The sequence below is a fragment of the Streptomyces sp. NPDC005281 genome (assembly GCF_040607495.1).
Lineage (GTDB): Bacteria > Actinomycetota > Actinomycetes > Streptomycetales > Streptomycetaceae > Streptomyces.
Window position 1 is genome coordinate 96,593 of sequence record NZ_JBEXGX010000015.1, and the last position, 23,674, is coordinate 120,266.

The window sequence follows — 23,674 nt, forward strand, 5'->3', positions numbered from 1 at the left end:
ACGCCCGACATCACCTCGATCCGAGCCTGTCACGGTCCGTTGACAGGCTCGGATCAGCCACGACGTACGACAGCACAGACCCGTACGACGACTCGACGAGCGCGAGACGAGAACCCATGTACGACGAACAGCAGCGACCCGAGCCCGGGCCTCTCTCCGGGTTCACCGTGGGGGTGACCGCCGCACGCCGCGCCGACGAACTCGGGGTGCTGCTCCAGCGGCGCGGGGCCACCGTCGTACACGCGCCGGCCCTGCGGATCGTGCCCCTCGCCGACGACGGTGAACTGCTCACCGCGACGAAGGAGCTGGTCGACAACGCACCGGACGTGGTGGTCGCCACCACCGCCATCGGATTCCGCGGCTGGGTCGAGGCCGCCGACGGCTGGGGGCTCGGCGAGGAACTGCTGACGCGGCTGCGGGGCGTGGAACTGCTCGCCCGCGGGCCCAAGGTCAAGGGCGCGGTCCGGGCTCAGGGGCTGACCGAGGAGTGGTCGCCGTCCTCCGAGTCGATGGCCGAGGTGCTCGACCGGCTGCTCGAAGAGGGCGTGGACGGCCGCCGTATCGCCGTACAGCTGCACGGGGAACCGCTGCCCGGATTCGTCGAGTCGCTGCGGGCCGCGGGCGCCGAGGTGGTCCTCGTGCCCGTGTACCGGTGGATGCCGCCCGAGGACATCGGGCCGGTCGACCGGCTGCTCGACGCGGCCCTCACCCGCGGCCTGGACGCGATCACCTTCACCAGCGCCCCCGCCGCCGCCTCGCTGCTGTCCAGGGCCGAGGAGCGGGGCCTGCGCGCGGAGTTCCTCGCCGCGCTGCACCACGACGTCCTGCCCGCCTGCGTCGGCCCGGTCACCGCGCTGCCGCTTCAGGCCCTCGGCGTCGACACCGTCCAGCCCGAACGCTTCCGGCTCGGCCCCCTCGTACAGCTGCTGTGCCGGGAACTTCCCGGCCGGGCACGGGCGTTGCCCATCGCCGGGCACCATGTGGAGATCCGGGGGCACGCGGTGCTGGTCGACGGGTCGCTGCGGCCCGTGCCGCCCGCCGGGATGTCACTGCTGCGAGCCCTCGCGCGCCGGCCCGGCTGGGTGGTGGCCCGGGCCGAACTGCTGCGCGCGCTCCCGGGCTCCGGCCGCGACGAGCACGCCGTGGAGACCGCGATGGCCCGGCTGCGTACGGCACTCGGCGCGCCCAAGCTGATCCAGACGGTCGTCAAGCGGGGCTACCGCCTGGCCCTCGACCCGGCCGCGGACACCAAGTACGCCGACGCCTGATGCCGCCGGTGCCGCCGCGGGACGCGTGGACGGCAGGACACGTACGCGGCGGGACACGTACGCGCCAGGACATGTACGCGGCGAGCGCGGCGGCTCACCCGGGCGTCCGCAGGGCGTTCGGCCGGACGCCAGGTACGCATCCGGCATGCATCCGGTACGGGACCGGTGACGAGTCTTCCGGCGGGGCGCCGGGGGATGCACTGTAGGGGGTACGACGGCAGGTGACCCCAAGGCGGTGACAGGCGCATGGCATCGGGCATGGCCACAGCCTCGTACGAGCTGCGGTTCGACTCCGGGCGGATCTGCCTGGACCTGACGGCGACCACCCATCCCGAGGAACGCCTCGACTCGGCCGACCGGTTGAGCGCCTGGGTCGTCGCGTCCGGGCTGGTGCCCGCGGGCACCGTACTGGCCGCCGTGGACACCTCATGGCTGCTCGGATTCCGGGAACTTCGCGGACATGTCGCCCAGTTGGTGCGCGGCGAGCTGGAGGGGCGGCCGGCGGACGGCGCGCTCGCCCGCGTCAACGCCCTTGCCCTCGCGGTCCCGCCCGCCCCCGTGGCCGTCCGCGCCGACGACGGCTCGCTGCGCCGGGGGCTGCGCACCCCGCCGTACTGCGGCGAGCTGCTCTCGGTGGTGGCCAGGGACGCCCTCGACCTGCTCACCGATTCGTGCGCGCGTGCGAGTCTGAGAGAGTGTGAGGGTGACAACTGCCCGATCGTCTATCTCGACACCTCGCGCGGCCGGCGCAGGCGCTGGTGCTCAAGTGAGGTGTGCGGCAATCGGGAACGAGTGGCCCGGCATCGGCGGCGGGCCGCCCTGGCACGCGCCTGAATCACATCTGTGCGTGATTCGCACGTGACTCGACGTGATAGATGCGCAGTCTTTTCGTCGTCTACACATCTTCACCAGAAAAAATACTGAACACTTTGAACACCCGCGTACCAGCACACGTACCCGGTGATGAGCGACCGACTGGGGGAACCCCCGGACACCGGAGGTAGGCGTGCGCAAGGATTCAGCCGTGGCTGATGAACACAGGCCAAGGGCCCGACATCGCATGTCTCAGCAGTCTTCGTCGACCGAACCCGACGAGGAGCTGATGCGTGCGCTGTACCGGGAACACGCGGGGCCCCTGCTGGCCTACGTGCTGCGCCTGGTGGCCGGAGACCGGCAGCGCGCCGAGGATGTCGTGCAGGAAACACTCATACGGGCCTGGAAGAACGCCGGCCAGCTCAATCGAGCGACCGGTTCGGTACGCCCCTGGCTGGTGACGGTTGCCCGGCGCATCGTCATCGACGGCCACCGCAGCCGGCAGGCCCGGCCGCAGGAGGTCGACCCGTCGCCGCTGGAGGTCATTCCCGCGGAGGACGAGATCGACAAGGCGTTGTGGCTGATGACACTGTCGGACGCGCTGGACGACCTGACCCCTGCTCACAGGGAAGTACTGGTCGAAACATACTTCAAAGGGCGTACCGTCAATGAGGCGGCCGAGACGCTCGGCATTCCCAGCGGCACTGTGCGCTCACGGGTTTTCTACGCCCTGCGGTCGATGAAGCTTGCGCTTGAGGAGCGGGGGGTGACGGCATGAACACGTACGGGGGTTACGGAACAGGTGGTCCGGGAGCCATGCAAGGTCCACGAGGACAGCAAGGATCCGGGGACAACATTCACGAGACTGTCGGCGCCTACGCGCTCGGCATTCTCGACGACATCGAGGCCACGGCCTTCGAGGAGCACCTCGCCTCCTGCGAGTGGTGCGCCCAGCAGCTCGACGAGCTCGCCGGCATGGAGCCGATGCTCGCGGCCCTCGCCGACCTGCCCGCCTCGCAGGGCAGCCCGGCCATCGCGGAGTCCCTCTCGGCCCGCCCGAGCCCACGGCTCGCGGAGCGGCTGGTGGACGAGGTCTCGGCGCGCCGTGCCCAGAAGCGCAGGCGCGGCATGTACCTGGTGGCGGCCGCGGCCGCGCTGATCATCGGCGGTCCGCTGACCGTCATGGCGGTCAACGGCGGCAGCGACACCGGCACGAACACGCCGCAGGCGATGCCCACCAGCCCGGCCAAGGCCGCCTTCCAGGTCATGACCGACAAGTCGTCGGCCACGGACCCGAAGACCAAGGTCAGCGCCGTCGTCGCGATCGAGCCGAAGGACTGGGGCACCCACGCGGTCCTCCAGCTCAAGAATGTCACGGGCCCGGAGAAGTGCTCCCTGATCGCCGTCGGCAAGAACGGCGAGCGCGAGACGGTGACGTCCTGGTCGGTCCCGGAGTGGGGTTACGGCACCCCCAACGCCAAGACCGATACGGCCAAGCAGCCGCTCTACGTCCACGGCGGCGCGGCCTTCACGCCGAACCAGATCGATCACTTCGAGGTCATGACCTTCGGAGGCAAGCGCCTCGTCGAGGTGAAGGCGTGAGCGGACTCCGGGCGCGCACGTAGCCCGGCGGGCCTTCCTTCGCGTACGGTTGACGGCTGCCCAGCACGTCAGAAGGGGGCGCCCGGTGGCCGCTCAGGCTCAGCAGGAAACCGCGCTCGGCTCGGTCCGTACATCCGTTCCGGACGAATCCGTCAAGGACGACTCCGTACGGGACCGTGAGATCGCGGTCGAACAGGAACATCTGGACCGGGTATACCGGCGCCTCGAGGAAAAGATCCACGAGGCCGAGTTCCTCATGCACGACGCCGCCCAGCGCGGACACGTCGGCACACCCGGGGCGCTCGCGGAGCGGGACGCGCAGGTGTTCCGCGCGGGAATCCACCTGAACCGTCTCAACAACGAGTTCGAGGACTTCCTCTTCGGCCGGATCGACCTGCTCCGCGGGAAGGACGGTGTGAAGGGTCCCGACGGCGCCTACACGGCGTTGGAACCCGCCGAGGGATCGGTCCGCGAGGACAACACCGCCGACATCGCGGAGACGCTCCACATCGGCCGTATCGGCGTCCTGGACGCCGAGTACGCGCCGCTGGTGATCGACTGGCGGGCACCCGCCGCCGCCCCGTTCTACCGCTCCACCCCGGTCGACCCCGGCCGCGTCGTGCGCCGCCGGGTCATCCGCTCCAAGGGCCGCCGGGTCCTCGGGGTCGAGGACGACCTCATGCGCCCGCAGGTGAAGGCCTCCCTCGACGGCCACGAGCTGCCCGTCATCGGCGACGGCGCGCTCATGGCCGCGCTCGGGCAGGCCCGCAGCCACACCATGCGCGACATCGTGGCGTCGATCCAGGCCGAGCAGGACATGGTGATCCGGGCGCCCGCCGCGTCCGTGACCTACGTCGAGGGCGGCCCCGGCACCGGCAAGACGGCCGTCGCCCTGCACCGGGCCGCCTACCTGCTCTACCAGGACCGCCGCCGGTACGCGGGCGGCATCCTGATCGTCTCCCCGACCCCGCTGCTCGTCGCCTACACGGAGGGCGTGCTGCCCTCGCTCGGCGAGGAGGGGCAGGTCGCGATCCGCGCGATCGGCTCCCTCGTCGACGGTGTGGCCGCCACGCTGTACGACTCCCCGGCGGTGGCCCGGGCCAAGGGCTCCCACCGGATGCTGCGGGTGCTGCGCAAGGCGGCGCGCGGGGCACTGGAGAGCCCTGCGGGGCCGTCCGGGGGCCCGGCAGGGCCAGCTCGCCCTCGGGGAGCCGGACACGGCGCCCGCGGGCCCTCCCACCCGGCTGCGGGTCGTCGCCTTCGGGCGCCGGCTGGAGCTGGAGTCCGCCGAGCTGGACCGCATCAAGCAGAACGCGCTCAGCGGGACGGCCCCGGTCAACCTGCTGCGTCCGCGTGCCCGCAGGCTGCTGCTCGACGCGCTGTGGGCGCGGTCCGGCTCCGGGACCCGGCACGCGGACCCCGAGCTGGCCGCCGAGCTGCGTTCGTCGTTCGACGAGGACGTCACCTCCGAGGACAGCTTCCTGGCGTTCCTGGACGCCTGGTGGCCGGAGCTGACCCCGCGCGGGGTGCTGACCGCCATGGCGGACGAGCGGCGCCTCGGACGCTGGGCGCGCCGGATCCTCAACCCCGGCGAGGTCCGCCGGGTGGCGCGCTCGCTCAAGCGGGACGGCCTCTCCGTGCACGACGTGGCGATGCTCGACGAGCTCGAGGCGATCGTCGGGGCGCCCGCCCGGCCGAAGAAGCGGCGCGACCTGGACCCGCTTGACCACCTCACGGGTCTCGAGGAGCTCATGCCCCACCGCGAGGAGACGCAGCGCGAACGCGCCGAGCGGCTGGCGCAGGAGCGGACCGAGTACGCGCACGTCATCGTCGACGAGGCGCAGGACCTCACGCCCATGCAGTGGCGCATGGTCGGCCGGCGCGGCCGGCACGCCACCTGGACGGTCGTGGGCGACCCGGCCCAGTCCTCCTGGTCCGACCCCGACGAGGCGGCGGAGGCCCGGGACGAGGCGCTCGGCACCCGCCCCCGGCGCCGCTTCACCCTCACCGTGAACTACCGCAACCCGGCGGAGATCGCCGAGCTGGCCGCCAAGGTCCTGGCCCTCGCCATGCCGGGATCTCAGTCGCCGTCCGCCGTGCGGTCCACGGGCGTCGAACCCCGCTTCGCGGTCGTACGGGACTCCCTCGCGCAGACCGTGCGCGCCGAGGCCGCCCATCTCCTGGACCGGGTCGACGGCACCGTGGGCGTCGTCGTCGCCATGAACCGGCGCGAGGAGGCCGCCCGCTGGCTCGCCGGGCTCGGGGACCGCGTGGTGGCCCTCGGAAGCCTGGAGGCCAAGGGCCTGGAGTACGACGCGACGGTGGTCGTGTCGCCCGCGGAGATCGCCGACGAGTCGCCCGCCGGACTGCGTGTCCTGTACGTCGCCCTGACCCGGGCCACGCAGCAGCTCACCGTCGTCTCCAGCGACCGGGACCAGCCCGACCCGGACGGAGTCCCCGACCTTCTGCGGGACTGAGGTCGTCCTTCCGCGGGACTGAAGCCGTCCGGGTACCCCACCCGGCCCAAGGGCGGCGGCCCCCGTCCGCCCGTGTCCCGTCCCGTGTCCCGCCCCATCTCCCGTCCCGGCCGAAAAGAACTCCCGGGACGGGAATTGCTCTACGGGAATCCTTTGTTACCTTTGACGTGACACCGGCCCGATCCAAGCCCCCGGGCCCAACCTTCGTCGCTACGAGCGACCACTTGCCGCGAGGCGAGCATGGCGGGTCGGTGTCATTGAACGTCGTCCTTCACCGAAGGACCCGAAGAGGCCCACGTCATCCGTGACGTGGGCCTCTTCCGTCGTGACGTGGGCCTCTTCCGTCGTGACGTGGGCCTCCATCGTCGTGATGCGGCGTCTTCCGTGGCGACGTGGGCGTCTTCCGCCGCCCGGACCGATCTCGTAGAGTGGAATCCGTTTTCCGAAACCGCGAACCCTGGCGAACAAAACGTTCGCAATCCGGGGCGACTACCTCGTACTCAGGGGTAGGTGCGACGATCGGACGGCAAACAGCAGTGACTCGGTGAAAAAGCAGAGGAAGTCGGCCATGGCAACGGCGCCCAGCGTCTCCTACTCGATGACGGTCCGGCTGGAGGTGCCCGCGAGCGGAACCGCGGTCTCCCAGCTCACCACGGCCGTCGAGTCCAGCGGAGGCTCGGTGACCGGCCTCGACGTGACCGCGTCCGGCCACGAGAAGCTCCGGATCGACGTCACCATCGCGGCGAGCTCCACCTCGCACGCCGACGAGATCGTCGAGGAGCTGCGCCGGATCGAGGGCGTGACCCTCGGCAAGGTCTCGGACCGTACGTTCCTCATGCACCTCGGCGGCAAGATCGAGATGCAGTCCAAGCACCCGATCCGCAACCGTGACGACCTCTCCATGATCTACACCCCGGGCGTGGCCCGCGTGTGCATGGCGATCGCCGAGAACCCCGAGGACGCGCGCCGCCTCACCATCAAGCGCAATTCCGTTGCGGTCGTGACGGACGGCTCCGCGGTGCTGGGCCTCGGCAACATCGGCCCGATGGCGGCGCTGCCCGTCATGGAGGGCAAGGCGGCCCTCTTCAAGCGCTTCGCCGGCATCGACGCCTGGCCGCTGTGCCTTGACACCCAGGACACCGACGCGATCGTCGAGATCGTCAAGGCGATCGCCCCCGGCTTCGCGGGCATCAACCTGGAGGACATCTCCGCGCCGCGCTGCTTCGAGATCGAGGCCCGGCTGCGCGAGGCCCTCGACATCCCCGTCTTCCACGACGACCAGCACGGCACGGCCATCGTCGTCCTCGCCGCCCTGACCAACGCGCTTCGCGTCGCGGGCAAGGCCATCGGCGACATCAGGGTCGTCATGTCCGGCGCCGGGGCGGCCGGTACGGCCATCCTCAAGCTGCTGATCGCCGCGGGTGTGAAGAACGCCGTCGTCGCCGACATCCACGGTGTCGTGCACGCGGGCCGCGCCGACCTCGTCGACGCCGCCGCCGACTCGCCGCTGCGCTGGATCGCCGACAACACCAACCTCGAAGGCCTCACCGGCACGTTGAAGGAGGCGGTGCGCGACGCCGACGTGTTCATCGGTGTCTCCGCCCCGAACGTGATCGACGGCGACGACGTGGCCTCGATGGCCGAGAACTCCATCGTGTTCGCGCTCGCGAACCCCGACCCCGAGGTCGACCCGGCAATCGCCCGCCAGACCGCGGCAGTTGTGGCCACCGGCCGCTCCGACTTCCCCAACCAGATCAACAACGTCCTGGTGTTCCCGGGCGTTTTCCGTGGCCTCCTGGACGCCCAGTCGCGTACCGTCAACACGGACATGATGCTGGCCGCCGCGGCCGCGCTCGCGAGCGTGGTGACCGAGGACGAGCTCAACGCGAACTACATCATCCCCAGCGTCTTCAACGACAAGGTCGCGGGCGCGGTCGCCGGAGCGGTGCGTGACGCGGCGAAGGCGGCGGGGGCGGCGGACGCTGCCAACACGAGCGCGTAGCGCGGGCCGCGCGCCCGCGCCGAACCGGCCGCCCTTCCGTCTGTGACGGGCGCCACGACCGTCCGGAACCCGGCGCGTCGCGGAACGCGGGGCCTGTGGCCGCCTCTAGGGTGGCGGCCAGGCTCAGGCCTCGCAGGGGCCTCTTCGTGTGACCCCCAAGGGTGTTCGTGTGACTCCCAGGGGTGCCGGATTGGCTTTCCCGCCGCAGGTGGGGGCAGGATGCGTCTTCGGGCGCGACGGTCTGGCCACGGACCCGGGTCCGGGAGCCGACCGAGGACCCTGGCAGCATCGGCTTCACTGTGCCCGATATGCGGCTCCGCCGCGTGGCACGCCTCAACAGCAAGAAGAACACGGGAGTAAAGACATGAACCGCAGTGAGCTGGTGGCCGCGCTGGCCGACCGCGCCGAGGTGACTCGCAAGGACGCCGACGCCGTTCTGGCCGCTTTCGCCGAGACCGTCGGCGAGATCGTCGCCAAGGGCGACGAGAAGGTGACCATCCCCGGCTTCCTGACCTTCGAGCGCACCCACCGTGCCGCTCGCACCGCGCGCAACCCGCAGACCGGCGACCCGATCCAGATCCCGGCCGGCTTCAGCGTGAAGGTCTCCGCGGGCAGCAAGCTCAAGGAAGCCGCCAAGGGCAACTAGCCCGGCGCCGGTACGTTCCCACGGACGCGGGACGCGGGAACGTACAAGGCACAGCAACGCCAATGGGGCGGCCCCTTTCAGGGGGGCCGCCCCATCGTCGTACGTACGTCCGGCGCGGTGTCTAGCCCAGCGCCTTGCCCGGCAGTTCGACCTTCGCGCCCAGCTCGACGAGCTTCTCCATGAAGTTCTCGTAGCCGCGGTTGATGAGTTCGATGCCGTGGACGCGGGACGTGCCCTGCGCCGCCAGCGCCGCGATCAGGTACGAGAAGCCGCCGCGCAGGTCGGGGATGACCAGGTCGGCGCCCTGGAGCTTCGTCGGGCCCGAAACGACCGCGGAGTGCAGGAAGTTGCGCTGGCCGAAGCGGCAGTTGGAGCCGCCGAGGCACTCGCGGTAGAGCTGGATGTGCGCGCCCATCTGGTTCAGCGCGGACGTGAAGCCGAGCCGGGACTCGTACACCGTCTCGTGGATGATCGACAGGCCGGTTGCCTGCGTCAGGGCCACGACCAGCGGCTGCTGCCAGTCCGTCTGGAAGCCGGGGTGGACGTCCGTCTCCAGCGCGATGGACTTGAGCTGCGAGCCCGGGTGCCAGAAGCGGATGCCCTCGTCGTCGATCTCGAAGGCACCGCCCACCTTGCGGTAGGTGTTCAGGAACGTCATCATCGAGCGCTGCTGGGCGCCGCGGACGTAGATGTTCCCCTCGGTCGCCAGCGCCGCGGAAGCCCAGGAGGCGGCCTCCAGGCGGTCCGGGAGGGCCGCGTGGGTGTAACCGCCGAGCGAGTCCACACCGGTGATGCGGATCGTCCGGTCGGTGTCCATCGCGATGATGGCGCCCATCTTCTGAAGGACGCAGATCAGGTCCTCGATCTCCGGCTCCACGGCCGCGTTCGAGAGCTCCGTGACACCTTCCGCGAGGACGGCGGTCAGCAGGACCTGCTCGGTCGCGCCCACGGACGGGTACGGCAGCTGGATCTTGGTGCCGCGCAGCCGCTGCGGGGCCTCCAGGTACTGGCCGTCCTCCCGCTTCTCGATCTTCGCGCCGAACTGGCGCAGCACCTCGAAGTGGAAGTCGATCGGCCGGCCGCCGATGTCGCAGCCGCCGAGGCCCGGGATGAAGGCGTGGCCGAGGCGGTGCAGCAGTGGGCCGCAGAAGAGGATCGGGATGCGCGACGAGCCCGCGTGGGCGTCGATGTCGGCGACGTTCGCGCTCTCGACGTGCGAGGGATCGAGGATCAGCTCACCGGGCTCCTCACCCGGACGGACGGTCACACCGTGCAATTGCAGCAGCCCGCGTACGACACGGACGTCGCGGATGTCGGGGACATTGCGCAGCCGGCTCGGCCCGCTGCCCAGCAGGGCGGCGACCATGGCCTTCGGTACGAGGTTCTTCGCACCGCGGACACGGATCTCGCCCTCAAGCGGGGTTCCGCCATGGACAAGCAGGACATCGTCGTTGACGGTCATGTATCTCGCGTTCCGATGAGTTGGGCAGGCGTGGGTCGTCGGCAGGCCGGTCGTACGGGAGCCGAACAGCAAGGGTAATGGCCACCCACCCCGGCGCAGTAAGCCCGAGCAGGACTCAGCTGGGTCATGGCTTGGCCACAACACGAGCGGTTCCGGTCCGGGCACGCGGGGTCACCCTCCCGGGTGTGCGCGGTCAACGCTTCGTTGCGCCGTGAGCTGCATTCACTCCCGAACGCGCATTGGCTCCCCACATGAAGGGAATGTGCGGGATCATGTCTGGCATGACCGAGGTGTCCTCGCTCACAGGGCGGCTGCTCGTGGCCACGCCCGCCCTGGCGGACCCGAACTTCGACCGTGCGGTGGTGCTGCTCCTCGACCACGACGAGGAGGGCTCCCTAGGTGTCGTCCTCAACCGTCCGACCCCGGTGGGTGTCGGCGACATCCTGGAGAACTGGGCCGGTCTGGCCGGGGAGCCCGGTGTCGTCTTCCAGGGTGGCCCCGTCTCGCTGGACTCCGCGCTCGGGGTGGCGGTCATCCCGGGCGGCATGGCGGGGGAGCGCGCGCCGCTCGGCTGGCGGCGGGTGCACGGCGCGATCGGTCTGGTCGACCTGGAGGCCCCGCCCGAGCTTCTGGCGTCGGCCCTCGGCTCCCTGCGCATCTTCGCCGGATACGCGGGCTGGGGACCGGGTCAGCTGGAGAACGAACTGGTCGACGGCGCCTGGTACGTCGTCGAGTCCGAACCGGGGGACGTCTCCTCGCCGTCGCCGGAACGCCTGTGGCGCGAGGTCCTGCGCCGTCAGCGCAGTGAACTGGCGATGGTGGCCACGTACCCGGACGACCCGTCCCTCAACTGACCGGCGCACCGGCCCCGGTCCCTCCGCCGGGAGCGCGTGACCCTTCCCTCAACTGATGGGTCCTGGCCCCAGTACCCTTGGCTTCATGAGCACTCTTGAGCCTGAGACCCAGCCCCAGCGAGGCACGGGGACGGGGACCCTCGTAGAGCCGACGCCGCAGGTGTCGCACGGCGACGGGGACCACGAGCGCTTCGCCCATTACGTCCAGAAGGACAAGATCATGGCGAGCGCGCTGGACGGCACGCCCGTGGTGGCGCTGTGCGGCAAGGTGTGGGTGCCGGGCCGTGACCCGAAGAAGTATCCCGTGTGTCCCATGTGCAAGGAGATCTTCGAGTCCATGGGCGCCGGTGGCGACCAGGGCAAGGGCGGCGACAAGAAGTAGCGCCGGGACTCGGTCCCCGACGCGGTACGCCGCACGGAACGACCACGGCCGCGACGCCCCCGGCGAGGGGCGCCGCGGCCGTGTCGCGTGCGGGGCCGGGACCGGGGGCCCGTTTTTCACAGCGGTCCCGTGATCACAGAGTGGTGTAGACCTCTTGTGGCCGGGCTCGCGTACTCCATAGCCTCGGCAGTGTTGTGCGATGCGGAACCGCCATTGCGCACACCGCAACACGCCCTGCCTGGAGGACGCCCGATGAAGCCCGGTGCCCCCGATCGGCCCCACGCCTCATTCCCGCGCTTCCCGGGGCGGCGGGAATTCGGCCGCCGGTTCCTTGGACCCCTTCTCGTGGTGGACCGCTTCGCGGTCGTCGCCGCGCCCATCGGATTTCTCCGCGCGGCGGCGCCCGGACCATTCCGCTTCCGATTCCGGGCGGCCCCGCCGATCGAGTGCCCGGCCTACGGGGCGACGCACGCGGGGGCTCGGGCGAACCTCTCTCCGCCTTCCCGGGGGACTTCGGCCGGCCGAACGCGCCCGCTTCCCCGCCCCCGCTGCACACGGCCTTCTCACGGCCCTTCACGGCCGCGCCGCCAAGCGGTTTCACCGACGCCGCCGCGAACGAGCGGAAGGCGGCCGTGAACGAGCGGAAGGCGGCCGCGAACCCGGCGGAGCGAACCGAACCCGATTTCTCCGGCGGATCCCTTTGCCGTCCGCCTTCCTCCGGACCGAAGCCGCCGGGAAGTGCTCGACGGGCGCGAGCCCAGGAGCCCGACCGGACGGTACGGCGGCCGTCTCCCGGGCCGTCTCCCAGGTGACGACGATTCACGTGCCGGTCTTCTATGTACGCGAACCCCAGCGACTCGTCTCCGGCCCCGGTGGCGGTAAAGGACTGAAGGACGGATGGACATGATGGATACGGGCCTGATTCCCGCCCCCCTCGCCGTCGAAGGCGCCGCGCACGGGCGGTTCACGCTGGACGCGGACACCGTCCTGTGGGCCGCGCCCGGGACGGAGACCACCGGCCGGTGGCTCACCTCGGTGCTCGGCGCCGCACTCCGGCTACCGCTGCGACCTGGGCCGCAGGACGCCCTGCGCGCCGTACGCCTGCTCCTCGACGACACCCTGGGACCGGAGGTGTACCGGCTCGGCGTCGGCGGCGACGGCGTCGAGATCCGCGGCGGCGACGCGGCCGGGGTCTTCTGGGGCGCCCAGACACTGCGTCAACTCCTCGGCCCCGACGCTTTCCGCCGTGCCCCGATCCATCGGCGGACGGCGTACGAAATCGAGCACGGCACCATCGAGGACGCGCCCCGATTCCGCTGGCGCGGCCTGATGCTCGATGTCTCCCGGCACTTCATGCCGAAGGAAGGCGTCCTGCGCTACCTCGATCTGCTCGCCGCGCACAAGCTCAACGTCTTCCACTTCCATCTCACCGACGATCAGGGATGGCGTGTTCAGATCAACCGCTACCCGAGGCTGACGGAGATCGGTTCCTGGCGGGCGCGCACCAAATTCGGCCACCGGGCCTCGCCGCTGTGGGACGAGAAGCCGCACGGGGGCTTCTACACCCAGGACGACATCCGGGAGATCGTCGCGTACGCGGCCGAGCGGCATATCGCCGTCGTCCCCGAAATCGACATCCCCGGCCACTCGCAGGCGGCCATCGCCGCGTATCCGGAACTGGGCAACACCGACGTCATCGACACGACCTCCCTGACCGTCTGGGACAACTGGGGCGTCTCCAAAAACGTACTCGCCCCCACTGACAACACCCTGCGCTTCTACGAAGGGGTCTTCGAGGAACTCCTCGACCTGTTCCCGGCGGACCCCGCCCGCTTCCCGGAGTTCTCCGGTTTCTTCCACATCGGCGGCGACGAGTGCGCCAAGGACCAGTGGAAGGAGTCGGCCACGGCCCAGGCGCGCATCAGGGAACTCGGGCTCGCCGACGAGGACGGGCTCCAGGCCTGGTTCATCCGGCACTTCGACAACTGGCTGTCCGCGCGCGGGCGTCGGCTGATCGGCTGGGACGAGATCCTGGAGGGCGGCCTCGCGCCGGGCGCCGCGGTGTCGTCGTGGCGCGGCTACCAGGGCGGCGTCACGGCCGCGCGCGCGGGCCACGACGTCGTCATGTGCCCGGAGCAGCACGTGTACCTGGACTACCGTCAGGCCGCGGGCGAGGACGAGCCGGTGCCGATCGCGTACGTGCGCACCCTGGAGGACGTCTACCGCTTCGAGCCGGTTCCGCCGCAGCTCACCGAGGCGGAGGCGCGGCACGTGCTCGGCACGCAGGCCAACGTGTGGACCGAGGTGATGGAGGACCACACGCGCGTGGACTACCAGGCGTTCCCGAGGCTCGCCGCCTTCGCCGAGGTCGCCTGGAGCCGGCTGCCGGCCCCCGCGGAACGGGACTTCGCCGGCTTCGAGCGGCGGATGGGCGCGCACTACGGCCGGCTCGACGCCCTCGGCGTGGCCTACCGGGCGCCCTCGGGGCCGAGGCCCTGGCAGCGGCGGCCCGGGGTGCTCGGACGCCCGATCGAGGGGGCGCCCCCGAACGTGTGAGACCGCTCACGGTCGCCCGGCTCCGGTAACGACGCCCCCGAGCCGTTGCACCACAAGGAAAAAGGCCCCCAAGGGTCACCGAAGAGTGACAATGGGCTTCCATCGGTGATGCCGTGCGAAAACCTGCCATCTCCCTGGTGAGGCGGGCGAATGCCTCCTAGCGGACCCCCGCGTCGAGGGACCGGGAAGATGTGCCAGAGTTGCCACGTCCGCCCTGTCAGCACGTACCGTACGGCAGCACAGGTGGGACCAGGTGGGGCAGCGGGAAGGGGCAACCGGTTTGACCACGCACGCACCGCAGACGGCGCAGGCCGTGACGCTGCCCGTCTCGCTGGACGAGGCGGTGGCGGCACTGTCAGCCATGCCCACGGCCGTTCCGGTCGCAGGCGGCACGGACCTGATGGCCGCGGTCAACTCCGGACAGCTGAGGCCGGCCGCGCTCGTCGGCCTCGGCCGGATCAGCGAGATCCGCGGCTGGCAGTACCAGGACGGCCACGCCCTGCTCGGCGCCGGCCTCACGCACGCCCGCATGGGCCGCCCCGACTTCGCCGCCCTCATCCCGGCGCTCGCCGCCGCCGCCCGGGCGTCGGGACCGCCGCAGATCCGCAACGCCGGCACCCTCGGCGGCAACGTGGCCTCGGCCGCCCCCACGGGCGACGCGCTGCCCGTGCTGGCCGCCCTGGAAGCCACGCTGATCATCGCGGGACAGGGCGGAGCCCGCCGCGAGATCCCCGTGTCGCACCTGCTCGCCGGCGTGGACATGCTCCGCGGCGGAGAGCTCATCGGCTACGTGCGCGTGCCGCTGCTGCACGCCCCGCAGGTCTTCCTGAAGGCCACCGGCCGCACCGGACCCGGGCGCGCCATCGCCTCCGTCGCCGTCGTCCTCGACCCGGCCAGGCGGGGCGTGCGCTGCGCCGTGGGCGCCATAGCGCCGATGCCGCTGCGGCCCCTGGACGCCGAGGCCTGGGTGGCCCAGCTGATCGACTGGGACAACAACCGCGCGATCGTCCCGGAGGCGCTGGCCGCGTTCGGCGAGTACGTCGCCGCGGCCTGCATCCCGGACCCCGTCCCCGCCGAGGACGGAACCCTCACACCGCTTCCGCCCGCCGTACTGCACCTGCGGCGCACCGTCGCCGCGCTGGCCCGACGAGCACTTGGAAGGGCACTGTCGTGACCGACGACCAGCACCAAGAGGGTGCTTCGCGCGGCCGGAGCCGCTGGGACCCGCTGCCCCAGGGCGACTACGACGACGGAGCCACCGCCTTCGTCAAACTCCCCGAGGGAGGCATCGAGGCCCTCCTCGCCGCCCGGGAGCCGCTCGCGGCGCCCGGACACGGCTATGTGCCCCCGCAGATCACCGTGACACCCGCCCCGCCCGCCGGGGCGGACCAGGGTCACGGCGGAACCTGGGCCGGTCAGGGCGGCAACGGGCAGTGGCCGGATCCCGACACCGCACAACAGCCCGGAGCGGGCGCCCGCGACGACCGGTTCACGTACACGCCCGGGTCCACCGGGCAGTGGCAGTTCGACGACGGCGCCGGACAGGGCCAGGGCCCCGGACACGATGTGACCGGGCAGTGGTCGATCCCGGTGGCCGGAGGCGATCTTCCGGACGAATCGGGCGAGTTCACCACCTCCGCGCTCGTCGAGCAGTGGGGTGGCACACCGCCCGCCACGCTTCCCGGCGGCGCGGCCGCGCCCTGGGCCGGCGAGATCGGGCAGTCCTGGACCGCCGACGTGCACGAAACGGCCACTGAGGCCCCCGCCGGGCCGGCGGGGCCAGGCGGGGCCCAAACGCCCGCGCAGGCCGCCCAGTACCCCGTACAGCCCGCCCGCGAGCCCTCCGAGACCGCCGCCGGCCCCGAGCCGGAGACGACGGGGGCGCACGAGGCGCCCGAGCCGGATCCGGCTCACGAGGCCGCCGCGACCGGCGACGAGACGCCGGACGCGGACCTCCTGACCCCGGCCCCGCACGACGAACACCCCCTCGCCTCCTACACCCTGCGCGTCAACGGCGCCGACCGGCCCGTCACCGACGCCTGGATCGGCGAGTCGCTGCTCTACGTGCTGCGCGAGCGGCTCGGCCTCGCGGGCGCCAAGGACGGCTGCTCGCAGGGCGAGTGCGGCGCCTGCAACATCCAGGTGGACGGCCGGCTCGTGGCGTCCTGCCTGGTACCCGGCGTCACCGCCGCCGGCAGCGACGTACGCACCGTCGAGGGCCTGGCCGCCGACGGACAGCCCTCCGACGTACAGCGGGCCCTCGCCAAGTGCGGCGCGGTGCAGTGCGGTTTCTGCGTCCCCGGCATGGCGATGACCCTCCACGACCTGCTGGAGGGCAACCCCGCGCCGAGCGAGCTGGAGACCCGCCAGGCCCTGTGCGGCAACCTGTGCCGCTGCTCCGGCTACCGCGGCGTCCTGGACGCCGTGCGCGAGGTCGTCGCCGAACGCGAGGCGCACTCCGCCGCCGCGGCCGAGGCCGCCCCCGGGGCGGACGAGGCCCGCATCCCGCACCAGGCCGGCCCCGGCGCCGGCGGCATCCACCCGTCCGCGTACGAGGACGGCGCCGCCTACGGTTCACCGGCACAGCACGAACAGCCGTACGGCCAGGACGGAGGCCAGGCGTGACCAACCAAGCCGCGACCGCGACACCGGCGGCGCCCGAGGCGGGCCCCGAGCCCCTGCCGCACGGGCTGGGCGTCTCGCTGCCCGCCGCCGAGGACCGCGCCAAGACCGAGGGCACGTTCCCCTACGCCGCCGACCTGTGGGCCGAGGGCCTGCTGTGGGCCGCGGTCCTGCGCTCGCCCCACCCGCACGCCCGCATCCTTTCCATCGACACCAGCCACGCGCGCGAGATGCCCGGCGTACGCGCCGTCATCACGCACGAGGACGTGCCCGGCACCCCGCTGCACGGCCGCGGCAGAGCCGACCGCCCGGTGTTCGCCTCCGACGTCGTACGCCACCACGGCGAGCCCATCGCGGCCGTCGCAGCCGACCACCCGGACACCGCGCGGATGGCCGCCGCCGCCGTCATCGTCGAGTACGAGGTGCTCGAACCGGTCACCGACCCGGAGTACGCCTTCGAGGCCGAACCGCTGCACCCCGACGGCAACCTGATCCGGCACATCCCGCTGCGCCACGGCGACCCGGACGCTGTCGGCGAGGTCGTCGTCGAGGGCCTGTACCGCATCGGCCGCCAGGACCCCGCCCCCATCGGCGCCGAGGCCGGACTCGCCGTGCCCCGCCCCGACGGCGGAGTCGAGCTCTACATCGCCTCCACCGACCCGCACAGCGACCGCGACGCGGCCGCCGCCTGCTACGGCCTCGAACCCGCGCGCGTGAAGGTCGTCGTCACCGGCGTCCCCGGAGCCACCGCCGACCGCGAGGACCAGGGCTTCCAGCTCGCCCTCGGCCTGCTCGCCCTGAAGACCGGCTGCCCGGTGAAGCTCACCGCCACGCGCGAGGAGTCCTTCCTCGGCCACGCCCACCGGCACCCGACCCTGCTGCGCTACCGGCACCACGCCGACGCCGACGGCACGCTGGTCAAGGTCGAGGCACAGATCCTGCTCGACGCGGGCGCCTACGCCGACACCTCCGGCGAGTCCCTCGCCGCCGCGGTCTCCTTCGCCTGCGGCCCGTACGTCGTCCCGAACGCCTTCATCGAGGGCTGGGCCGTGCGCACCAACAATCCGCCCTCGGGCCATGTGCGCGGCGAGGGCGCCCTCCAGGTGTGCGCCGCCTACGAGGCCCAGATGGACAAGCTGGCGAAGAAACTGGGCGTCGACCCCGCCGAACTGCGCCTGCGCAACGTCCTGGCCACCGGCGACGTCCTGCCGACCGGCCAGACGGTGACCTGCCCGGCGCCCGTCGCCGAGCTGCTCCAGGCCGTACGCGACTATCCGCTGCCCGCCCTGCCCAAGGACACGCCCGAGGACGAGTGGCTCCTGCCGGGCGGCCCCGAGGGCGCGGGCGAACCCGGTGCCGTGCGCCGCGGTGTCGGCTACGGCCTCGGCATGGTGCACATGCTCGGCGCCGAGGGCGCCGACGAGGTCTCGACGGCCACCGTGAAGGTCCACGACGGCATCGCCACCGTGCTCTGCGCGGCCGTGGAGACCGGCCAGGGCTTCACCACGCTGGCCCGGCAGATCGTCCAGGAGACCCTCGGCATCGACGAGGTGCACGTGGCCCCGGTCGACACCGACCAGCCGCCGGCCGGTCCGAGCTGCCGGGGACGGCACACCTGGGTGTCAGGCGGAGCGGTGGAGCGCGCGGCCAAGATGGTCCGCACACAGTTGCTCCAGCCCCTGGCGCACAAGTTCGGCATGTCCACCGAGCTGCTCCAGATCACCGACGGCAAGATCACGTCGTACGACGGAGTGCTCTCGACCACGGTCACGGAGGCGATGGACGGCAAGGAGCTGTGGGCGACCGCGCAGTGCCGCCCGCACCCGACCGAACCGCTGGACGAGGCCGGCCAGGGCGACGCCTTCGTGGGCCTCGCGTTCTGCGCCATCCGCGCGGTGGTGGACGTCGACATCGAACTGGGCTCGGTACGCGTCGTGGAACTGGCGCTCGCCCAGGACGTCGGCCGGATCCTCAACCCGGCCCAGCTGAGAGCCCGGATCGAGGCGGGCGTCACCCAGGGGGTGGGCGCCGCGCTGAGCGAGAACCTGCGGACCAACCGCGGCGTCGTCCGCCACCCGGACCTCACCGGCTACGCCCTGCCGACCGCCCTGGACGCGCCCGACATCCACATCGTCAAGCTGGTCGAGGAGCGCGACGTCGTCGCCCCCTTCGGCGCCAAGGCGGCCAGCGCGGTGCCGGTGGTGACCTCGCCGGCGGCCATCGCCTCCGCCGTACGGGCGGCCACCGGACGGCCGGTCAACCGGCTGCCGATCCGCCCGCAGGCGGCCGTGGTGACGGCCCCGTGAGCGCGCCGGAGCCGGCGGCCGGCGAACCCTCGCAGCACGGCTTCGACCCCTCGCTCCCCGGCGCCGAGGACGGGCAGCCGCGCTACGAACCCCCGCCCAGCGTGGGCAAGCTGCTGATCTGGGTGCTGCTGTTCGTGCTGGCGGCCGTGGTCGTCGTCCTGGGCGGCGTCTACTTCACCTGACGACCGCCGCCGGACCCGCACCGCGCGGCCCGGCACGCGGCTCGCCCCGACCGGCCACAGGGTCCGCCGCCTGACAGGTCACCGGTCACCGGGTCCGCCGCCAGACCGGTCACAGGGTCCGTCGCCCGACCCGGCCGCCGACCCGTCGTACGCCACCGCGGACGGCCGGATTCCGACGGTTTCCACGCCGTCCCGACGCCGTTCCCGCGCCGTGGGCGACCCGTCCCCCGAGGTTCTCCTTCCGCGCACAGACTGTTCCCGCGCCTCTTCGGCGTTGTCAGTGGGGCGGCGTATGGTTCTGGATCGACGGGGAACTGCCGTGGAACCACCGGCCGTTCCCTTTCGGGGGAAGCACGGAGCGTTCACATGCGCGGGGGAGCCATGAGTACGACTGACACCGAGATCGGCGGCGTGATCACACTGACCGTCGACGAGCTGGATCCGTTCGTCACGCACGCGGGCACCCGGGACCGGCTCACCGGCCCGGGGCTGCCCTGCGGCAGCGAGCTGCTCGGGTTCGGGGCCCTGCGGGAGCACGGCCTGCGCACGGTCGCCGACCTGGCGGGCGACGCCGACAAACTCGCCGAGGAACTGCGCGACCATCTCGTCATCGGGGCGCTGCGCAGCCTCGACCGGGACCTGGAGTCGATCCTGCTGGACGGGACGACGGGCGAGGTCTCCTCGGCGTACGTCCGGCCGGACCCCGTCCAGCTGGACCTCGCGCCCCTGGCGCCCTCCCTGGACGCCCTGCTGAGCTTCGCGGCGGCCACCGAGGAGCTGACCCTGTCCCGTGGCCGTCCCGGGCCGTTCGGCCCGAAGGCGGTCGCGCACGTGACGGACCGGCTGAGCGCCGTCTTCGCGGACGCCGCGGGCGAGGACGTGCCGCCGTACTGGCGGATGGCCGCTCTGATCCGCCCGCTCGCGCGGATCGCCGGGCCCGGTGAAGGACTCGTCCTCGGGCTCCCGAAGCGGCTGCTCGACGAGGAGTTCGGAGCGGGCGGGATCATGCGCTTCGAGGACGTCGACTTCCCGCCCGCCCTGACGCACGAGCCGACCCGCCGCTTCCTGCGGGAGTCGGGCCTGCCCGAGGACGGCTTCCTGTTCCAGCTGGACACCGAGGTGCCGCTGCCGGCCCTCACCGAGTACTACGCGGACGAGCGCCCCGAGGAGTTCTCCGCCGGCCTGCTCCCGGCCTCCGCCGACCGCCTGATACGCCTCGGCCATCTCCTGGAGGACACGAGCCTGGTGCTGGACGGCACCACGGGCGCCGTTCTCGCCTGGAGCGAGCCCGACCTCACCCTGCGCCCGCTCAACGCGGACATCTCCACGCTGGCGTTCACCCTCTGGCTCCTCCACCGCGAGAAGGCCGTCGACGCGGCCCATCACCTCAGCGACTCCTACGGACAGCTCGCCGCCACCCTGACCCAGACCCTCGCCACCGTCGACCCCACCGCCTGCGACCGGACCCCGTCCCTGCCGGGCGACGACGGCCGCCGCCACTGGCCGGAGATATTCGAGAACCGGGCGGGCGGAACGCTGTACGCGTAGGCCCACGCGCAAACGCCGTACCCGCGGGTCCACGGGCACCGGCTCTACCGGCGCCTCGTCTGCTCCGGCACGTGGGCCAAGGTCGCCACGACCACGGCCCGTGCCTTCACCGACCCCCTGGTACCGCGCCCGCTCCTACGACGAGGCGGGCGACTACTCGCCGTACAGCGAGATCCGCGCGCCGACGACGAACACCGGCTGACCATCATCGGAAAGGGCGGCACCCCGGGGGTGCCGCCCTTTCCGACTGCCGTGCCTGTTCAGGCAGTTGAGGCCGTGGCGGGATTCGAACCCACGTAACTCGAGTTGCAGTCGAGCCCCTGAACCACTCGGGCACACGGCCGTTCTCAGGTGCGGCACGGCTCACTCGTTCCGAACCTGATGGGACGACCGTAGGCGGGGTGCGGCAGCGGGCTCAAGGGTTCCGGGGCGGCCGCAACGCGACTGCCACACGCCGTTCACGAAGGCCGTTGACGAAGGCCGTCCGCGAAGTCGTCCGCGGAGGCTGTCACGAAACCGGCGGGCTGCCGGGGAAGTGGTACTGGGCCTGTTGTTTGGATCAGGTTGCAGGGCATCGACGGGACTGGTCTGTTCCGGTGAGCAGGGTCTGGTGCGTGCAGCTGCAAGGCGGAGGAGGGAGTCAACGCGGAGCGTTGGCGACCGACGACAACGCGGCAGATGTGCGTGCCAGACCCCGCGTCTGCGAACTGATCCAAACGACAGGTCCTAGGTCCAAAGGACTGCTTGATCACCGTCTATCGACAGGAGTCAAGGAAGACTGCGCACCTTACGCTGACCGGCATGACAGCAGTGGAAGTGGGCGAGGTCGTGACCGTTCCCCCCGAGGGCGGGGCCGCGGGGGACGGCGCGGGCGGGGTACTGAGCCGGGCCTACCGCGCGCTCACCATCGGGATCGTGTCCGTGGTGCTGGTCATCGCGTTCGAGGCGACGGCCGTCGGAACGGCGATGCCCGTCGCCGCGCGGGAGCTCGACGGGGTCGCCCTGTACGCGTTCGCGTTCTCCAGCTACTTCACGACGAGCCTGTTCGGGATGGTGCTCGCCGGGCAGTTGTCCGACCGCGACGGGCCGCTGACCTCGCTCGCCTCGGGCATCGGCGCGTTCGCCGCCGGGCTGCTGCTGTCCGGGACGGCCGGCGGCATGTGGACGTTCATCCTCGGGCGCGCCGTCCAGGGGCTCGGCGGAGGACTCGTCATCGTCGCGCTCTACGTCGTCGTCGGGAGGGCCTACCCACAGCGGCTGCGCCCCGCGATCATGGCGGCGTTCGCGGCGGCCTGGGTGGTGCCGTCCGTGGTCGGACCGCTCGCCGCGGGCGCGGTCACCGAGCATCTCGGCTGGCGCTGGGTGTTCATCGGGATTCCGGCGCTGGTCGGCGTTCCGCTCGCGCTCGCGCTGCCGCAGATACGCAGGCGGGCGTCCGGGCCCGCCAGGACCGCCGGCCGCCCGCCGCTGGACCGCCGGCGCATCCGGCTCGCCTTCGGGATCGCGCTGGGCGCGGGGCTGCTCCAGTACGCCGCCCAGGACCTTCGCCCGCTCTCCCTCGTACCCGCCGCGACCGGTGCCGCCCTGCTCGTTCCGGCCGTACGCGGGCTGCTGCCCCGCGGCACCTGCCGGGCGGCGCGCGGACTGCCGTCCGTGGTGCTGCTGCGCGGGGTCTCCGCCGGTGCCTTCATCGCCGCCGAGTCCTTCGTGCCGCTGATGCTGGTCACCCAGAGAGGGCTGTCCCCGACGCTCGCCGGGCTCTCCCTCGCGGCCGGCGGCGGGACCTGGGCCCTGGGCTCCTGGGTGCAGGCGCGGCCGCGCGTGGAGCCGTACCGGGAACGCCTGATGTACCTGGGCATGCTGCTGGTCGCGGCAGCCGTCGTCGCCGCGCCGAGTGTGCTGATCCCCGCCGTGCCGGTGTGGACCCTCGCCGTCGCCTGGGCGTTCGGCTGCTTCGGGATGGGCCTGGTGATCGCCTCGACCAGCGTGCTGCTGCTCCAGCTCTCGGCCCCCGAGGAGGCCGGCGCCAACTCGGCCGCCCTCCAGATCTCCGACGCCCTGTCCAACGTGCTGCTGCTCGCCGTCGGCGGCGCCGCCTTCGCGGCCCTGGGCGGCGGCGCGCTGGCCGACGCGGCCACGGCCACGGCATCCGCCGCCCACAACTCCCACCCGGCCGCGTTCGCCGCGGTGTTCCTGCCGATGGCAGGGGTGGCGCTGCTGGGGGCCTGGGTGACGACCCGGCTGCGGGAGCGATAGTGGTACTGCTTTGACCCCACTTCCGGTACCGTCGCGGTATGGCTATGAACCTTCGTCTGCGCGACGACCAGCAGGAGGCGCTCAAGCTGCGAGCCGAGGAAGAGGGGCGCAGTATGCACGCCGTAGTGCTTCAGGCGATCGACCGGTATCTGGAGCAGGAGGCGGACCGTGCCACGGTTCGCCGTCTCGGGGCCAAGTACGCGACGGGCCAGGCCGACCTGCTGCGGAGGCTGGGGGAGTAGATGAAGTACCTCACGGTTCAGGAGGCCCTGGACCTCGCGGAACTGGCGTGCGGGGAGCGGACGCCGGTTGCTGTGCGTGACCTGGGTCTGCTCAGCTCGGCACTGCACCGTCCGCAGTCGCAGATGTTCGGCATCGAGGCGTACACCGACCCCTTCGAGAAGGCCGCTGCGCTGTTCCAGTCGCTTGCCGCGAACCACCCCCTGGTGGACGGCAACAAGCGCATGGCGTGGATGTGCACCGTCGTCTTCCTCGACTTCAACGGCACCGAGATGCTCGACGTCGACCAGGACGAGGCCTATAAGCTCGTCATCGAGGTGGCGGCCGGACATCTGGCGGATGTGGCCCTCATCGCATCGCGCTTGAGGGCGCTGCACGAGGCCATGTGACCTCAGTCCCATCCATCGCCGCCCCGGCCCGGTACGCACATCGTCGTCAGCCGGGCGCCGGTAGGGTGG

18 protein-coding genes, 1 tRNA gene and 1 pseudogene are annotated in these 23,674 nt (G+C 71.9%); 18 read left to right on the top strand and 2 right to left on the bottom strand.

All coding sequences use genetic code 11. The features are described 5' to 3' along the window. Positions 1–116 precede the first annotated feature (116 nt). The 7 genes and pseudogenes from ABZV42_RS21855 (at position 117) to ABZV42_RS21885 (ending at position 8,808) form a co-directional block, all read left to right on the top strand. Complete coding sequence (locus tag ABZV42_RS21855) at positions 117–1,268, top strand: uroporphyrinogen-III synthase (protein ID WP_355980560.1); 1,152 nt, start codon at positions 117–119, stop codon at positions 1,266–1,268. 246 nt (positions 1,269–1,514) lie between these two features. Further along, complete coding sequence (locus tag ABZV42_RS21860; protein ID WP_355980562.1) at positions 1,515–2,102, top strand: CGNR zinc finger domain-containing protein; 588 nt, start codon at positions 1,515–1,517, stop codon at positions 2,100–2,102. Between the two features lie 226 nt (positions 2,103–2,328). Then, positions 2,329–2,859 (top strand): sigma-70 family RNA polymerase sigma factor, encoded by a 531-nt coding sequence (locus tag ABZV42_RS21865; protein ID WP_037619265.1) that lies wholly within the window; start codon positions 2,329–2,331, stop codon positions 2,857–2,859. 38 nt (positions 2,860–2,897) lie between these two features. Beyond that, positions 2,898–3,683, top strand: coding sequence for a zf-HC2 domain-containing protein (locus ABZV42_RS21870; protein WP_355980565.1), 786 nt, complete (start codon positions 2,898–2,900; stop codon positions 3,681–3,683). A 181-nt stretch (positions 3,684–3,864) separates the two neighbouring features. Next, positions 3,865–6,160, top strand: a pseudogene (locus ABZV42_RS21875) (UvrD-helicase domain-containing protein). A gap of 568 nt (positions 6,161–6,728) precedes the next feature. Then, complete coding sequence (locus tag ABZV42_RS21880) at positions 6,729–8,162, top strand: NAD-dependent malic enzyme (protein ID WP_355980572.1); 1,434 nt, start codon at positions 6,729–6,731, stop codon at positions 8,160–8,162. A 364-nt stretch (positions 8,163–8,526) separates the two neighbouring features. Beyond that, positions 8,527–8,808: an HU family DNA-binding protein gene (locus tag ABZV42_RS21885; protein ID WP_037619258.1), complete on the top strand. Its 282-nt coding sequence runs from the start codon at positions 8,527–8,529 to the stop codon at positions 8,806–8,808. 121 nt (positions 8,809–8,929) lie between these two features. On the opposite strand, the gene murA is transcribed toward ABZV42_RS21885, so the two are convergent. Beyond that, entirely contained in the window at positions 8,930–10,270 is a 1,341-nt protein-coding gene (gene murA / locus ABZV42_RS21890; RefSeq protein ID WP_328555266.1) for a UDP-N-acetylglucosamine 1-carboxyvinyltransferase, read from the bottom strand. Positions 10,271–10,551: 281 nt separating this feature from the next. Here murA and ABZV42_RS21895 point away from each other — a divergent pair, with 281 nt between their 5' ends. The 8 genes from ABZV42_RS21895 to ABZV42_RS21930 all read left to right on the top strand — a co-directional run bounded on the left by ABZV42_RS21895 (position 10,552) and on the right by ABZV42_RS21930 (position 20,720). Further along, positions 10,552–11,124, top strand: a complete 573-nt coding sequence (locus ABZV42_RS21895) for a YqgE/AlgH family protein (protein WP_328451933.1) — start codon at positions 10,552–10,554, stop codon at positions 11,122–11,124. A gap of 85 nt (positions 11,125–11,209) precedes the next feature. Next, positions 11,210–11,506 carry a DUF3039 domain-containing protein gene (locus tag ABZV42_RS21900; protein ID WP_103554931.1) on the top strand — a complete coding sequence of 99 codons (297 nt, stop codon included), beginning with the start codon at positions 11,210–11,212 and terminating at the stop codon, positions 11,504–11,506. A gap of 903 nt (positions 11,507–12,409) precedes the next feature. Continuing rightward, positions 12,410–14,062: a beta-N-acetylhexosaminidase gene (locus ABZV42_RS21905; RefSeq protein WP_356053193.1), complete on the top strand. Its 1,653-nt coding sequence runs from the start codon at positions 12,410–12,412 to the stop codon at positions 14,060–14,062. Positions 14,063–14,342: 280 nt separating this feature from the next. Further along, positions 14,343–15,236 (top strand): FAD binding domain-containing protein, encoded by an 894-nt coding sequence (locus ABZV42_RS21910; RefSeq protein ID WP_356053195.1) that lies wholly within the window; start codon positions 14,343–14,345, stop codon positions 15,234–15,236. After that, positions 15,233–16,687 (top strand): 2Fe-2S iron-sulfur cluster-binding protein, encoded by a 1,455-nt coding sequence (locus ABZV42_RS21915; protein ID WP_355980576.1) that lies wholly within the window; start codon positions 15,233–15,235, stop codon positions 16,685–16,687. The genes ABZV42_RS21910 and ABZV42_RS21915 overlap by 4 nt, the downstream gene beginning before the upstream one ends. Continuing rightward, the gene (locus tag ABZV42_RS21920; protein ID WP_355980578.1) at positions 16,684–18,990 is read left to right on the top strand and encodes a molybdopterin cofactor-binding domain-containing protein; all 2,307 of its coding nucleotides are present in this window, start codon (positions 16,684–16,686) and stop codon (positions 18,988–18,990) included. The genes ABZV42_RS21915 and ABZV42_RS21920 overlap by 4 nt, the downstream gene beginning before the upstream one ends. Beyond that, the gene (locus ABZV42_RS21925) at positions 18,987–19,172 is read left to right on the top strand and encodes a hypothetical protein (protein ID WP_355980580.1); all 186 of its coding nucleotides are present in this window, start codon (positions 18,987–18,989) and stop codon (positions 19,170–19,172) included. The genes ABZV42_RS21920 and ABZV42_RS21925 overlap by 4 nt, the downstream gene beginning before the upstream one ends. A gap of 381 nt (positions 19,173–19,553) precedes the next feature. Further along, positions 19,554–20,720 (top strand): SUKH-4 family immunity protein, encoded by a 1,167-nt coding sequence (locus ABZV42_RS21930; RefSeq protein WP_355980583.1) that lies wholly within the window; start codon positions 19,554–19,556, stop codon positions 20,718–20,720. A 271-nt stretch (positions 20,721–20,991) separates the two neighbouring features. On the opposite strand, the gene ABZV42_RS21935 is transcribed toward ABZV42_RS21930, so the two are convergent. Next, positions 20,992–21,063: transfer RNA gene (locus ABZV42_RS21935), tRNA-Cys, on the bottom strand. A gap of 458 nt (positions 21,064–21,521) precedes the next feature. Between ABZV42_RS21935 and ABZV42_RS21940 the strand changes: the two genes are divergently transcribed. From ABZV42_RS21940 to ABZV42_RS21950, 3 genes are read left to right on the top strand one after another with little or no spacing between them, the layout of a single operon-like run. After that, positions 21,522–22,976 (top strand): MFS transporter, encoded by a 1,455-nt coding sequence (locus tag ABZV42_RS21940; protein WP_356053197.1) that lies wholly within the window; start codon positions 21,522–21,524, stop codon positions 22,974–22,976. Between the two features lie 44 nt (positions 22,977–23,020). Next, the gene (locus ABZV42_RS21945) at positions 23,021–23,218 is read left to right on the top strand and encodes an Arc family DNA-binding protein (RefSeq protein WP_261708974.1); all 198 of its coding nucleotides are present in this window, start codon (positions 23,021–23,023) and stop codon (positions 23,216–23,218) included. After that, entirely contained in the window at positions 23,219–23,605 is a 387-nt protein-coding gene (locus ABZV42_RS21950; protein ID WP_355980589.1) for a type II toxin-antitoxin system death-on-curing family toxin, read from the top strand. It begins immediately after the preceding gene. Positions 23,606–23,674: the final 69 nt, after the last annotated feature.

Excerpts from the sequence above, each read along its gene's own strand:
- ABZV42_RS21900 (WP_103554931.1), top strand. The coding sequence starts at position 11,210 with ATGAGCACTCTTGAGCCTGAGACCCAGCCCCAGCGAGGCACGGGGACG.
- ABZV42_RS21930 (WP_355980583.1), top strand. The coding sequence starts at position 19,554 with ATGAGTACGACTGACACCGAGATCGGCGGCGTGATCACACTGACCGTC.
- ABZV42_RS21870 (WP_355980565.1), top strand. The coding sequence starts at position 2,898 with ATGCAAGGTCCACGAGGACAGCAAGGATCCGGGGACAACATTCACGAG.
- ABZV42_RS21940 (WP_356053197.1), top strand. The coding sequence starts at position 21,522 with ATGACAGCAGTGGAAGTGGGCGAGGTCGTGACCGTTCCCCCCGAGGGC.
- ABZV42_RS21880 (WP_355980572.1), top strand. The coding sequence starts at position 6,729 with ATGGCAACGGCGCCCAGCGTCTCCTACTCGATGACGGTCCGGCTGGAG.
- ABZV42_RS21885 (WP_037619258.1), top strand. The coding sequence starts at position 8,527 with ATGAACCGCAGTGAGCTGGTGGCCGCGCTGGCCGACCGCGCCGAGGTG.
- ABZV42_RS21855 (WP_355980560.1), top strand. The coding sequence starts at position 117 with ATGTACGACGAACAGCAGCGACCCGAGCCCGGGCCTCTCTCCGGGTTC.
- ABZV42_RS21895 (WP_328451933.1), top strand. The coding sequence starts at position 10,552 with ATGACCGAGGTGTCCTCGCTCACAGGGCGGCTGCTCGTGGCCACGCCC.
- ABZV42_RS21950 (WP_355980589.1), top strand. The coding sequence starts at position 23,219 with ATGAAGTACCTCACGGTTCAGGAGGCCCTGGACCTCGCGGAACTGGCG.
- ABZV42_RS21945 (WP_261708974.1), top strand. The coding sequence starts at position 23,021 with ATGAACCTTCGTCTGCGCGACGACCAGCAGGAGGCGCTCAAGCTGCGA.
- ABZV42_RS21865 (WP_037619265.1), top strand. The coding sequence starts at position 2,329 with ATGTCTCAGCAGTCTTCGTCGACCGAACCCGACGAGGAGCTGATGCGT.
- ABZV42_RS21860 (WP_355980562.1), top strand. The coding sequence starts at position 1,515 with ATGGCATCGGGCATGGCCACAGCCTCGTACGAGCTGCGGTTCGACTCC.
- ABZV42_RS21905 (WP_356053193.1), top strand. The coding sequence starts at position 12,410 with ATGATGGATACGGGCCTGATTCCCGCCCCCCTCGCCGTCGAAGGCGCC.
- murA (WP_328555266.1), bottom strand. The coding sequence starts at position 10,270 with ATGACCGTCAACGACGATGTCCTGCTTGTCCATGGCGGAACCCCGCTT.